The organism is Pseudomonas sp. Marseille-Q1929 (assembly GCF_017316265.1).
Taxonomy (GTDB): Bacteria; Pseudomonadota; Gammaproteobacteria; order Pseudomonadales; family Pseudomonadaceae; genus Aquipseudomonas.
In genome coordinates this window covers 41874-54979 of the sequence record NZ_JAFLWU010000002.1, presented here as the reverse complement: position 1 = coordinate 54979, position 13106 = coordinate 41874, and the positions used below count along the sequence as shown (strand labels likewise).

The following is a 13106-nucleotide window of genomic DNA, read 5'->3' as shown; positions in this document are numbered from 1 at the left end:
TTGCCTCAACCTGATGAGCGCCCGTTTCCGGGCGCTTGGATTACAGTTTCTTGGCTTTCTCGATCGCTTCTTCGATGCCGCCAACCATGTAGAACGCTTGTTCTGGCAGGTGGTCGTAGTCACCGTTGAGGATGCCTTTGAAGCCAGCAATGGTGTCTTTCAGGGAAACGTATTTACCCGAGGCACCGGTGAAGACTTCAGCCACGAAGAACGGCTGCGACAAGAAACGCTGGATCTTACGAGCACGGTTTACCAACTGCTTGTCGGCTTCCGACAGCTCGTCCATACCCAGGATCGCAATGATGTCCTTCAGTTCTTTGTAACGCTGCAGCACGTACTGAACGCCGCGAGCGGTGTCGTAGTGCTCCTGGCCGATCACGTTCGGGTCCAGCTGGCGCGAAGTCGAGTCGAGTGGATCGACCGCTGGGTAGATACCCAGGGAAGCGATGTCACGGGACAGAACGACGGTGGCGTCCAAGTGGGCGAAGGTGGTCGCTGGCGACGGGTCAGTCAAGTCATCCGCAGGTACGTATACCGCTTGGATCGAAGTGATCGAACCTTCCTTGGTCGAAGTGATACGTTCTTGCAGAACGCCCATCTCTTCGGCCAGGGTCGGCTGGTAACCTACTGCGGAAGGCATACGGCCCAGCAGTGCGGATACTTCAGTACCGGCCAGGGTGTAACGGTAGATGTTGTCGACGAACAGCAGAACGTCGTTACCTTCGTCACGGAACTTCTCGGCCATGGTCAGGCCAGTCAGTGCTACGCGCAGACGGTTACCCGGCGGCTCGTTCATCTGACCGTAAACCAGTGCCACTTTGTCCAGAACGTTGGAGTCCTTCATCTCGTGGTAGAAGTCGTTACCCTCACGGGTACGCTCGCCCACACCGGCGAACACGGAATAACCGCTGTGCTCGATGGCGATGTTACGGATCAGTTCCATCATGTTTACGGTCTTGCCTACACCGGCACCACCGAACAGACCGACTTTACCGCCTTTGGCGAACGGGCAAACCAGGTCGATAACCTTGATGCCGGTTTCCAGCAGGTCGTTGCCGCCAGCTTGTTCCGCGAACGAAGGTGCTGGACGGTGAATGCCCCAACGCTCTTCGGTGTCGATCGGACCAGCTTCGTCAATCGGGTTGCCCAGTACGTCCATGATCCGGCCCAGGGTCGCTTTACCGACCGGTACGGAGATGGCTGCGCCAGAGTCGACAACGTCCAGACCGCGCTTCAAGCCTTCGGTGGAACCCATCGCAATGGTACGAACTACGCCGTCGCCCAGCTGTTGCTGAACTTCCAGAGTAGTGTCCGCGCCTTGTACTTTCAGCGCGTTGTAGATGCTCGGTACGCTGTCGCGTGGAAATTCCACGTCGATAACGGCGCCGATGATTTGAACGATACGTCCGCTACTCATAGCTGGATCCTCTGAATATTTGAACCGTTAAACCGCGGCAGCGCCGCCGACGATTTCCGAGATCTCTTGGGTGATCGCAGCCTGACGCGCCTTGTTGTAGATCAGCTGCAAATCGCTGATCAGATCACCGGCGTTATCGGTAGCGTTTTTCATCGCGATCATCCGCGCCGCTTGTTCAGCTGCGTTGTTCTCGACCACCGCCTGGTACACCTGCGACTCCACGTAGCGCACCATCAAGCCGTCAAGCAGCTCTTTGGCGTCTGGTTCGTAGAGGTAGTCCCAGTGGTGCTTGAGTTCCTGATCCGGAGTCGCCACCAGTGGAATCAATTGCTCCACGGTTGGCTGCTGGGTCATGGTGTTGATGAACTTGTTGGATACCACGGAGAGGCGGTCAATCCGGCCTTCCAGGTATGCATCCAGCATCACCTTCACACTGCCGATCAAATCATTGATCGACGGCTCTTCACCCAGGTGGCTGATAGCTGCTACGACGTTGCCGCCGAAGTTACGGAAAAAGGCCGCACCCTTGCTACCAACTACACACAGATCGATCTCGACGCCGTTTTCGCGGTTTACCGCCATGTCCTTGACCAGGGCCTTGAACAGGTTGGTATTCAAACCACCGCACAAACCACGGTCACTGCTCACAACCACATAACCCACACGCTTAACTTCGCGGTCGATCATGAATGGGTGGCGGTATTCCGGGTTGGCGTTGGCCAGATGCCCAATTACCTGGCGGATACGCTCCGCATAAGGACGGCTAGCAGCCATGCGCATTTGTGCCTTGCGCATTTTGCTGACCGCCACTTTTTCCATGGCGCTGGTAATTTTTTGCGTGCTTTTGATGCTCGCAATCTTACTGCGAATCTCTTTTGCGCCTGCCATGTAACACCTATCAGGTTAGCAAGCGGGAGCCTTGCGGCCCCCGCTGCGGCTTACCAGGTTTGGGTGGCCTTGAACTTCTCGATACCGGCTTTCAGGCCAGCGTCGATTTCGTCATTGAAGTCACCCTTCACGTTGATCTTGGCCAACAAGTCGGCGTGATCGCGGTTGAAGTAAGCAATCAGCGCTTGTTCAAAGCTGCCAACCTTGGCGATTTCGACGTCAGTCAGGAACCCACGCTCAGCGGCATACAGCGACAACGCCATGTCAGCGATCGACATTGGGGCGTATTGCTTCTGCTTCATCAGCTCGGTAACGCGCTGACCATGCTCAAGTTGCTTACGGGTCGCTTCGTCCAGGTCAGAAGCGAACTGGGCGAATGCCGCCAGTTCACGGTACTGAGCCAGAGCGGTACGGATACCACCGGAGAGCTTCTTGATGATCTTGGTCTGAGCGGCACCACCCACACGGGATACCGAAACACCGGCGTTCACTGCAGGGCGGATGCCCGAGTTGAACATGGCCGATTCCAGGAAGATCTGACCGTCGGTGATGGAGATCACGTTGGTCGGAACGAACGCGGAAACGTCGCCAGCCTGGGTTTCGATGATCGGCAGTGCGGTCAGGGAACCGGTTTTGCCGGTCACTGCGCCGTTGGTGAACTTCTCTACGTACTCTTCCGAAACGCGGGATGCGCGCTCCAGCAGACGGGAGTGGAGATAGAACACGTCGCCTGGGTAGGCTTCACGACCTGGTGGACGGCGCAGCAGCAGGGAAATCTGGCGGTAAGCCACTGCTTGCTTGGACAGATCGTCATAAACGATCAGCGCGTCTTCACCGCGGTCGCGGAAGAATTCACCCATGGTGCAACCGGCATACGGAGCCAGGTATTGCAGCGCAGGAGATTCCGAAGCACTGGCAGCCACGATGATCGTGTTCTTCAGTGCGCCGTTCTCTTCCAGCTTGCGAACCACGTTGGCGATGGTCGATTGCTTCTGACCGATGGCTACGTAGACGCAGAAAATGCCGCTGTCTTTCTGGTTGATGATCGCGTCGATGGCCAGAGCGGTTTTACCGATCTGACGGTCACCGATGATCAGCTCACGCTGGCCACGGCCGACAGGGATCATGGCATCGACAGCCTTGTAGCCAGTCTGTACAGGCTGGTCTACCGACTTACGCCAGATCACGCCTGGAGCAACTTTCTCGACCGCGTCGGTCTCGGTGTTGCCCAGTGGACCTTTACCGTCAACAGGGTTACCCAGTGCGTCGACTACGCGACCCAGCAGTTCCTTACCAACCGGAACTTCGAGGATGCGGCCAGTGCACTTGGCGCTCATGCCTTCAGCCAGGGACTGGTATGCGCCGAGAATAACGGCACCTACGGAGTCCTGCTCCAGGTTGAGAGCCATACCGAAGACGCCGCCCGGAAACTCGATCATCTCGCCGGACATTACGTCGGCCAGACCGTGAATCCGCACGATACCGTCAGATACGCTGACGACAGTGCCTTCGTTACGGGCTTGGGAGGTCACATCGAGCTTGTCGATGCGGCCCTTGATAATTTCACTTATTTCGGAAGGATTGAGTTGCTGCATTGCTCTGCTGCCCCTTCAAACTCAAGATTTCAATGCTTCGGCAAGATTCGCGAGTTTGCCGCGAATCGAGCCATCGATAACCAGGTCGCCGGCGCGAATGACAATGCCCCCAATGAGGGATTTGTCTTCCGCAACTTGCAGGCGCACTTCCCGGTCGAGTCGTGCACTGAGAACCTTGGCGAGTTTGTCTTGCTGTTCTTGGTTCAATGCGAAAGCACTGGTCACTTCAACGTCTACCGATTTCTCTTGCTCGGCCTTGTACAGGTCGAACAGAGCGGCAATCTCCGGCAAAAGCAGGAGACGGTCGTTTTCGGCAACGACGTGCAAGAAGTTCTGCACTTTCACATCAAACTTGTCGCCGCACACTTCAATAAAAGTGGCGGCCTTGTCTGCGCTCGTCAGTCGCGGGGCCTTGAGCACGCGCTGCATGGTGTCGTCTTGCGACACTGCTGCAGCCAGGCCGAGCATGGCTGACCAAGAGGCCAGCTGCTGGTGGGCCTGGGCGTGCTCGAAGGCTGCCTTAGCGTAAGGTCGGGCCAACGTGGTCAATTCTGCCATGATCGCCCTCGCTTAAATTTCAGCAGCCAGTTTGTTAACCAGCTCCGCGTGCGCGTTTTGATCGATTGTGGCACCCAGGATCTTCTCAGCACCGCCAACGGCCAGGGCACCCAGTTGGGCACGCAGCGCGTCTTTGACACTATTCAGTTCCTGCTCGATCTCGGCCTGAGCCTGAACCTTCACACGGTCAGCGTCGATACGGGCTTTTTCAACAGCCTCTTCAACAATCTGGTTACCGCGTTTCTTGGCTTGCTCAATGATTTCGGCTGCTTGAGCTTTCGCTTCGCGCAGTTGTTGACCCGCTTTATCTTGGGCCAACTCCAGGTCGCGAGCTGCTCGTGCTGCAGCGTCCAGTCCATCCGCAATCTTCTTCTGACGTTCGTGCAGAGCTGCGATGACCGGAGGCCATACGAACTTCATGCAGAAAACGACAAAAATCAAGAACGCTAAGGACTGACCAATAATGGTTGCATTAATGTTCACGCCAATACCTCGCTCATTCGTTGCACAACACACCAATCACTCGAAAAGACGAGTGATTAACCGGCGAGTTGACCAACGAAAGGGTTCGCGAAGGTGAAGAACAGAGCGATACCAACACCGATCATGGTCACGGCGTCGAGCAGGCCGGCGACGATGAACATTTTAACTTGCAGCATTGGAACCATTTCTGGCTGACGCGCTGCGCCTTCCAGGAACTTGCCGCCCAGCAGGCCGAAACCAATGGCAGTACCCAGGGCGCCCAGGCCGATCAACAGTGCAACAGCGATAGCGGTTAGACCAACTACAGTTTCCATCTTTCCTCCCGACTTTTACGTCGTATGGTTTAGGTTTTTTAGATTTTAAAGCGGTAAAACAAATCGTTTCATAGCCCGGTAGGGCCTACCTTCCCGTTTGACCGGGAAGGACATCAGACTAGTCGAGACTGGTCTTAATGGTTCTCTTCGTGCGCCATCGACAGGTAGACGATGGTCAGCATCATGAAGATGAAGGCCTGCAGGGTGATGATCAGGATGTGGAACACAGCCCACGCCCACTGCAGAACAATGCCCAGGCCGCTAAGCCAGAGCAGGCCGCTGCCGAACATCACAGCGATCAGAATGAACACCAGCTCGCCGGCATACATGTTGCCGAACAGTCGCAGGGCCAGGGAGATCGGCTTGGCGATCAGGGTCACGAATTCCAGCAGGAAGTTCACCGGGATCAGCAGAGCTTGAACGAAGATGTTCTTGCTGCCGAACGGGTGCAGGGTCAGTTCGCCGATGAAGCCGCCGATGCCCTTGATCTTGATGCTGTAGAAAATGATCAACGCGAATACCGACAGGGCCATGCCCAGGGTAGCGTTCGGGTCAGTGGTCGATACGGCACGGAATGGGATGTGCGGGTCGCCGCTGATCGCCATGGCGAGCTGAGGAATCCAGTCAACCGGGATCAGGTCGACGGCGTTCATCAGGAACACCCAGACGAAGATGGTCAGTGCCAGCGGTGCAATCACCGGGCTACGGCCATGGAAGCTGTCTTTCACGCTGCCATCGACGAATTCGACCAATACTTCAACGAAGTTCTGCAAAGCACCTGGCTGACCGGAAGTCGCCTTCTTTGCCGCCATGCGGAAAATCAGGACGAAGATCAGACCCAATGCGACCGACCAACCCAGAGTATCCAGGTGGAAAGCCCAGAAGCCCATTTCTTTGGCCTCTGCTGCGGAGTGGGCAAAGCCCCAGCCGCCATTAGGAAGCTGACCGAAGGTCAGGTTCTGCAAGTGGTGCTGGATATAGCCCGAAGCGGTTGTTTCTGCCATGGTTGCCTCAAACGCCCTAAGGTTTCGAAAGTCTTGTTTTCATTAGCAGGGGAGCGAACCAGCTGACCAGTTGGGTCAACACGAAGACGCCGAATACAGCCAGCGGCGCCAATGGCTTCACACCTGCAAAGGTCAGTGCAAACAGCACTGCCGTCAAAATCAGTTTCCCTGCTTCGCCGGCATAAAATGACCGGACGATCGCCTGGGCTGCTCGGGCGCCGGAAAACCGAAAGGCCCTGTGAGCAAAATACATATTGGGCAGCAAGGCTATCAGGCCTCCGCAGAGTCCTGAATATCCGGCTACGACTCCATGCCAGTACCAAAGCGCCAAAGCGGCGATCAGCAAAATGACAAATTGCGCCAATAAAACCGGAAAAACGGCCAAGCGATGGAACGGCAACGTGTTTGGCGTGCGGGTTTCCATCACTCTTGCTCCTCAATGGTCGGCTGCCGGAAATCAATAACTTGGCATAATTTGTGCCGACAAAATGCGCGCAGAGTATAGGGGCGGTTCTGCCCCTATTCAACTGCCGGGTAGTGATTTCCGATCACACGCTACATGAGTAAATGTTTCAGCGGATGTGGGCAAGGACGCCCTGCAGCTCATCGAGAGAGTTATAGCCGATGACCAATTGGCCTTTGCCTTTCTTCCCGTGGCGAATCTGCACCGCAGAGCCTAGGCGTTCGGCCAGGCGCTGTTCGAGACGGGCGATATCCGGATCAGGTTTGCTCGTTTCGACCGGTGCAGGTTTGCCGCTCAACCACTGGCGAACCAGGGCCTCGGTCTGACGAACGGTGAGCCCTCGTGCGACAACGTGTCGCGCCCCTTCAACCTGTTGATTTTCCGGCAAACCCAGCAAAGCACGGGCGTGACCCATTTCCAGGTCGCCATGGGACAGCATGGTCTTGATGACTTCCGGCAGTGCGATCAGGCGCAGCAGGTTGGACACGGTCACGCGGGACTTGCCCACTGCGTCAGCCACTTGTTGCTGGGTCAGTTGGAACTCCTGCTGCAAGCGCTGCAATGCAATCGCTTCTTCGACCGGGTTGAGGTCTTCCCGCTGGATGTTCTCGATCAACGCCATAGCGATCGCGGTTTCATCCGGCACATCGCGCACCATCGCCGGGATGGTGTCCTTGCCGGCCTGCTGGCTGGCACGCCAGCGGCGTTCACCGGCGATGATTTCAAAGCGCCCGCCGCCGATCGGGCGAACCACGATCGGCTGCATCACGCCCTGGGCCTTGATCGAGTTGGCCAGTTCTTCCAGCGCCTGGGGGTCCATGTCCCGGCGTGGCTGGTATTTGCCACGCTGGATCAGGTCCAGGGGCAGGTGTTGCAGCTCGCGCTCGTCGGCCTGCACCGCTTGCTCTTCAAGCGATGTGACGGTCGGACCACTCAACAGTGCATCCAGTCCACGTCCGAGACCTCGTTTCTTGACGGCCATGGGGATTCCTTAAGTTGGCTGGGCTGCAGCGGTGCGTGAGTTGCGGCGTTGACGGCGAACCATCTCGCCAGCCAGGGCCAGGTAGGCAATGGCGCCACGCGAGGATTTGTCGTACGCCAGCGCAGGCATGCCGTAGCTTGGCGCTTCGGCCAGGCGGATGTTGCGCGGGATCACGGTGTCGTAGAGCTGGTCGCCGAAGTGTTCCTTGAGCTGTGCCGACACGTCGTTCATCAGGCTCAGGCGCGGATCGAACATGGTCCGCAACAGGCCTTCGATCTGCAGGTTCGGGTTGAGCAGCTCGGCGATACGCTTGATGTTATCCACAAGGTCGCTCAACCCTTCCAGTGCGTAGTATTCGCACTGCATGGGGATAATCACCCCATCAGCTGCCACCAACGCGTTCAGCGTGAGCATCGACAGCGACGGCGGGCAGTCGATCAAAATGTAATCGTAGTTCTCGCGGATCGGCGCCAAGGCGCTGCGCAGACGGCTTTCTTTCATCTGCATTTCCAGCAGCACCACTTCCGCCGCGGTCAAATCGCGGTTGGCCGGCAGCAGTTGGTAACCACCGTGCTCGGAAAAGTGCATGGCCTGGGCCAGGTCGCACTCGCCGATCAGCAAGTCGTAGACCGAGTTTTCCAGGCCGTGTTTATCCACACCGCTACCCATGGTGGCGTTGCCCTGTGGATCGAGATCGATCAACAGCACCCGGCGCTTGGTAGCCACCAGGGATGCTGCGAGGTTGATGCAGGTGGTGGTTTTGCCCACGCCACCTTTCTGGTTCGCTATCGCGAATACCTTAGCCATTCTTGCTTGTGTTCCCAATCATGCCGTGCGGCGCAGTATCAGCAGATGGCGTTGGCCTTGGCAACCGGGTACGGCCAAGGCGTGTTCGCTATCGAGGTGGAAGTCTGCCGGCAATGCTAACAGCTCGTCGCTTGGATGGACGCCCTTCATTGCCAGCCAGCGGGTGTCACGGTCGCCGAGGTGGCGAGTCCAGTTGCTGAAGTTCTCCATGCTGCTGAAGGCCCGGGAAACAATTCCGTTGAAGGGCTGTTCAGGCGTGAAGGCTTCGACGCGACTGTGGATAACTTGCAGGTTGTCCAGCTTGAGTTCGAGTTTGACCTGGGTCAGGAAGCGCGTTTTCTTGCCGTTGCTGTCCAGGCAGGTCACTTGCGACTCGGGAAACAGGATGGCCAACGGAATGCCAGGCATGCCGCCGCCACTGCCGACGTCGAGCCAGCGACCGTTTTCGATAAACGGCATCACGCTCAAGCTGTCGAGCAAGTGACGTGAAACCATTTCGTCTGGATCGCGCACTGCGGTCAGGTTGTAGGCCTTGTTCCATTTGATCAACAGGGCCAGGTAACCCAGCAGCAATTCGTGCTGGGCCGGGGTCAGGTCGACGCCCAACTGGCGCGCACCTGTGGATAACTCTTCGGCGTGTTGCGAGGTGACCAACGAACTCAAGCGCTTTGCTCCAACTGACGGCCCGCGCCGCGTTTTTTCAAATGAATCATCAACAGCGAAATGGCTGCCGGTGTGACACCGGGGATACGTGAAGCCTGGCCCAGGGTTTCTGGCCGAGTTATCCCCAGCTTGCTTTGGATTTCTTTCGACAGCCCGGAAATCCCGGTGTAATCGATATCCACAGGCAGCTTGGTATCTTCACTGGCGCGCAAGCGAGCGATCTCATCCTGCTGACGGTCAATGTAACCGGCGTACTTGGTCTTGATCTCGACCTGTTCGGCAACCTGTGGATCTTCTGCGCCACCGCCGGTCACTTCGACCAGACCAGCGTAGTCGATTTCCGGGCGCGACAGCAGGTTGAGCAAGTTGTACTCGTGGGTCAGCGGCGTACCGAATTTTTGCGCAATCGCATCGCCTTGCTCGGTACCCGGGCGAACCCAGGTGCTTTTCAGGCGCTGCTCTTCCAACGTGATGCTTTCGCGTTTCTTGCAGAAGGCTTCCCAGCGCGCATCATCGACCAAGCCAAGCTCGCGGCCTTTTTCGGTCAAGCGCAGGTCGGCGTTGTCTTCGCGCAGGATCAGGCGGTATTCCGCCCGGGAAGTGAACATCCGGTACGGTTCCTGGGTACCCAGGGTGATCAGGTCATCCACCAACACGCCGATGTACGCTTCGTCGCGACGCGGGCACCAGCTGTCTTTGCCCTGTGCACGCAGTGCGGCGTTGGTCCCGGCCAGCAAACCTTGGGCGCCGGCTTCTTCGTAACCGGTGGTGCCGTTGATTTGGCCGGCGAAGAACAAACCGCCGATCACTTTGGTTTCCAGGCTGTACTTCAGGTCACGCGGATCGAAATAGTCGTACTCGATGGCGTAGCCCGGACGCACGATGTGCGCGTTTTCCATGCCGCGAATCGATTGCACGATCTGGATTTGCACGTCGAACGGCAGGGAAGTCGAAATGCCGTTCGGGTACAGCTCATGGGTGGTCAAGCCTTCGGGCTCGATAAAGACCTGGTGGCTTTCCTTGTCGGCAAAGCGATGGATCTTGTCTTCGATCGACGGGCAATAACGCGGGCCAATCCCTTCGATCACCCCGGAATACATCGGCGAACGGTCGAGGTTCGCCGCGATGATTTCGTGGGTGCGGGCATTGGTGTGGGTAATCCAGCAGCTCACCTGTTTCGGGTGCTGCTCTTTGGAGCCCATGAACGACATCACCGGAATCGGCGTATCACCGGCTTGTTCGGTCATCACCGAGAAGTCCACAGAACGCCCGTCGATACGCGGCGGGGTACCGGTTTTCAGGCGACCGACGCGCAGCGGCAATTCACGCAGGCGTTTTGCCAGGGCAATCGACGGCGGATCACCGGCACGACCGCCGGAATAGTTCTGCATACCGATGTGGATAAGTCCGCCGAGGAACGTACCGGTGGTCAACACCACGGATTCTGCGAAGAAACGCAGGCCCATCTGAGTGACAACACCGCGTACCTGGTCTTGTTCGACGATCAGGTCATCCGCAGCCTGTTGAAATATCCACAGGTTCGGTTGGTTTTCCAGAGTTTCGCGTACAGCCGCCTTGTACAGGATGCGGTCAGCTTGTGCCCGAGTGGCACGCACGGCTGGGCCTTTACGGCTGTTGAGCACGCGAAATTGAATACCACCCTTGTCGGTAGCCATGGCCATCACGCCGCCAAGGGCGTCGATTTCTTTAACCAAATGGCTTTTGCCGATCCCACCAATGGCGGGGTTGCAACTCATTGCACCGAGGGTTTCCACGTTGTGCGTGAGCAACAGGGTTTTTACGCCCATGCGTGCTGACGCCAGTGCTGCCTCGGTACCGGCATGACCGCCGCCGATGACGATCACTTCAAAACGGGAAGGGAAATCCACCACGCACCTCGTGCCTGCTTATGTAGGTAATCAGGAATTGTCTGTTGAAAGAGATTTAGAGCTTTGGCGGCAAGTATAGGGACTTAGCCCTTCCTAAAGAACCCTTTGCACAAAATTTAACCAGCTGTGGATGAATCACGGACAATAGAAATTAAAAGAGAGAAATTTATTAAATCTTTGTTTTTATGTTTATTTCTACTGAGCCTTCTTTCTGTGGATAGATCTCTACAGGCCTTTATTTACGTTGTGTACAGCGATTCAAAAGTCTGTGGTCATGTACCGATGAGGCCCTTGGATAAGTGCTTTAAGCCTGTGGATTAAACAGGTGGTTATCCACAGACGGGTTTATCTTCAGTTTTCAAGCCCTGTTATCAACTGGGCACAGGGGCGGTTATTCACAGGGCTTAATCCACAGAAATCGATGAATCGCTGGGTATTTCGGGCGTGACGAAGCCGCCGCAATCGTTCGATTCGCAGCTGGGCCCGTAAAAGAGAGACCTATTGTGAGAAAACCGCAGGGCAGTTAATAATAGCGATTATCATTAACCTGCCTTGTCGCGCCCTATGTCCCCTCCTTCACACACGGCCGCCGTCCAGCACATCTACGAACAGCACCATTCGTGGCTACAGGGATGGCTCAAAGGTAAATTGCATAACGCTTGCGATGCGGCCGACGTAGCGCACGATACGTTCGTGCGAATCCTCGGCGGGCGCCATGCCGCGCAGATCATGGAACCGCGTGACTATCTAGCGACCATTGCCAAAGGCCTGGTGATTGACCGTTATCGCCGGCATGCCGTCGAACAGGCTTATAAGCAAACCCTGGCCGAACGCCCTGAAGCCACAGCCATCAGTGAAGAAGACAAAGCAATCATCATCGAAACCCTGGTGGCTGTGGATAAAGCACTGTCTGGCCTAGGGGAGCGAGCGCGGCGGATATTCATGCTGTCGCAGATCGACGGGCTGACTTATCAACAAATCGCCGATCAACTGCAGGTCTCCCTGACCACCGTGAAAAAGCACATGGTCCGCGCGCTGACCGAGTGCGCGTTGATCATGGCCGGCCTCTGATGGCAGCGCCTGACCGCAAGACCTTCGAGGCGGCTGCCAGCTGGTATGTGCAGTTTCAGTCACAGCCGCCAACACCTGCCGAACGATACGCGTGGCAACAATGGCTCAATGGCGATCCGTCCCATCAGGCTGCGTGGAACCAGATGGAACAATTGCAGCGCAGTCTCGGTGCCCTGCCCCAGGACGTTACCCGCCGAGCATTGTCGACCACGCAACAACGCCGGGAGGTGCTCAAGTGGATGCTGGCACTCGGCGGCGCTGGGTATCTCGGTTGGAATGTTCAGCAACATACGTCCCTGGGCAATGTATGGGCCGACTACCGCACTGCTGTAGGACAGCGGCGGCGTATCGAACTGGCCGACGGTACGCAAATTGACCTCAATACCGGCACCGCTATCGATGTCGCGTTCGATGGACGCCAGCGTTTGATTCGCCTGCGCGAAGGTGAAGTACTTATCCACACCGGCAAATTGGGCGGCCAAACGCCCTTTTATGTCGACACTCGCCAAGGCCGGGTCCAGGCATTGGGCACGCGATTCAGCGTGCGCCAATTGGCGGATTCCACACGGGTCGGTGTGTTGGAGGACACAGTAAGCGTGTCGCCGGGTGATCAGCCTACACACCGGCGTGTGCTCGTCGCCGGCGAAAGCGCTGACTTCGATCGGCAAAACGTAGGACCGGATCAACAGTATTTTCGTACTCAAGCGGCTTGGGTTGATGGCCAGTTGATCGTTTTGGACGCGCGGCTCGGTGACGTCATCGACGAACTGGCCCGTTACCGCCCCGGCACCCTCCAGTGCGACCGGGCTGCGCAGCGCCTGCGCGTGTCCGGGACGTTCCGCCTGGATTCCACCGATGCCGTGCTGGCCAACTTGCAGGCGACGCTGCCGATCCAGGTGAAATACTTCACCCGCTATTGGGTGTTGGTGCAGCGAATCGGCTGACAAAAAATAGTCCACAAGGGGGTTATCT

14 protein-coding genes are annotated in these 13106 nt (G+C 57.0%); 2 read left to right on the top strand and 12 right to left on the bottom strand.

What is annotated here, in order from left to right; translation table 11 throughout:
* Positions 1-40 precede the first annotated feature (40 nt).
* The 12 genes from atpD to mnmG all read right to left on the bottom strand — a co-directional run bounded on the left by atpD (position 41) and on the right by mnmG (position 11063).
* Complete coding sequence (gene atpD, locus J1G37_RS03745) at positions 41-1417, bottom strand: F0F1 ATP synthase subunit beta (RefSeq protein WP_010207684.1); 1377 nt, start codon at positions 1415-1417, stop codon at positions 41-43.
* Between the two features lie 27 nt (positions 1418-1444).
* Complete coding sequence (atpG, locus tag J1G37_RS03740; protein WP_010565870.1) at positions 1445-2305, bottom strand: F0F1 ATP synthase subunit gamma; 861 nt, start codon at positions 2303-2305, stop codon at positions 1445-1447.
* A gap of 50 nt (positions 2306-2355) precedes the next feature.
* Positions 2356-3900: a F0F1 ATP synthase subunit alpha gene (gene atpA, locus J1G37_RS03735; protein WP_010207686.1), complete on the bottom strand. Its 1545-nt coding sequence runs from the start codon at positions 3898-3900 to the stop codon at positions 2356-2358.
* 21 nt (positions 3901-3921) lie between these two features.
* Positions 3922-4458, bottom strand: a complete 537-nt coding sequence (locus tag J1G37_RS03730) for a F0F1 ATP synthase subunit delta (protein WP_017736229.1) — start codon at positions 4456-4458, stop codon at positions 3922-3924.
* Between the two features lie 12 nt (positions 4459-4470).
* Positions 4471-4941 carry a F0F1 ATP synthase subunit B gene (locus J1G37_RS03725; RefSeq protein ID WP_017736230.1) on the bottom strand — a complete coding sequence of 157 codons (471 nt, stop codon included), beginning with the start codon at positions 4939-4941 and terminating at the stop codon, positions 4471-4473.
* 56 nt (positions 4942-4997) lie between these two features.
* Positions 4998-5255 carry a F0F1 ATP synthase subunit C gene (atpE, locus tag J1G37_RS03720; RefSeq protein WP_002555987.1) on the bottom strand — a complete coding sequence of 86 codons (258 nt, stop codon included), beginning with the start codon at positions 5253-5255 and terminating at the stop codon, positions 4998-5000.
* 134 nt (positions 5256-5389) lie between these two features.
* Positions 5390-6259, bottom strand: coding sequence for a F0F1 ATP synthase subunit A (atpB, locus tag J1G37_RS03715; RefSeq protein WP_017736231.1), 870 nt, complete (start codon positions 6257-6259; stop codon positions 5390-5392).
* A 16-nt stretch (positions 6260-6275) separates the two neighbouring features.
* Entirely contained in the window at positions 6276-6683 is a 408-nt protein-coding gene (locus J1G37_RS03710) for a F0F1 ATP synthase subunit I (RefSeq protein WP_010565865.1), read from the bottom strand.
* Between the two features lie 148 nt (positions 6684-6831).
* The gene (locus tag J1G37_RS03705) at positions 6832-7704 is read right to left on the bottom strand and encodes a ParB/RepB/Spo0J family partition protein (RefSeq protein ID WP_124527020.1); all 873 of its coding nucleotides are present in this window, start codon (positions 7702-7704) and stop codon (positions 6832-6834) included.
* 9 nt (positions 7705-7713) lie between these two features.
* Positions 7714-8511: a ParA family protein gene (locus tag J1G37_RS03700; protein WP_017736233.1), complete on the bottom strand. Its 798-nt coding sequence runs from the start codon at positions 8509-8511 to the stop codon at positions 7714-7716.
* 18 nt (positions 8512-8529) lie between these two features.
* Entirely contained in the window at positions 8530-9174 is a 645-nt protein-coding gene (rsmG, locus tag J1G37_RS03695) for a 16S rRNA (guanine(527)-N(7))-methyltransferase RsmG (protein ID WP_071494728.1), read from the bottom strand.
* Positions 9171-11063 carry a tRNA uridine-5-carboxymethylaminomethyl(34) synthesis enzyme MnmG gene (gene mnmG / locus J1G37_RS03690; protein WP_207040241.1) on the bottom strand — a complete coding sequence of 631 codons (1893 nt, stop codon included), beginning with the start codon at positions 11061-11063 and terminating at the stop codon, positions 9171-9173. Before mnmG ends, rsmG begins: the two co-directional genes overlap by 4 nt.
* Before the next feature lie 564 nt (positions 11064-11627).
* Between mnmG and J1G37_RS03685 the strand changes: the two genes are divergently transcribed.
* A complete protein-coding gene (locus tag J1G37_RS03685; RefSeq protein WP_207040240.1) occupies positions 11628-12134 on the top strand; it encodes a sigma-70 family RNA polymerase sigma factor in 507 nt (168 codons plus the stop codon).
* Positions 12134-13078 (top strand): FecR domain-containing protein, encoded by a 945-nt coding sequence (locus tag J1G37_RS03680; protein WP_207040239.1) that lies wholly within the window; start codon positions 12134-12136, stop codon positions 13076-13078. The genes J1G37_RS03685 and J1G37_RS03680 overlap by 1 nt, the downstream gene beginning before the upstream one ends.
* The last annotated feature ends 28 nt before the right edge of the window (positions 13079-13106 follow it).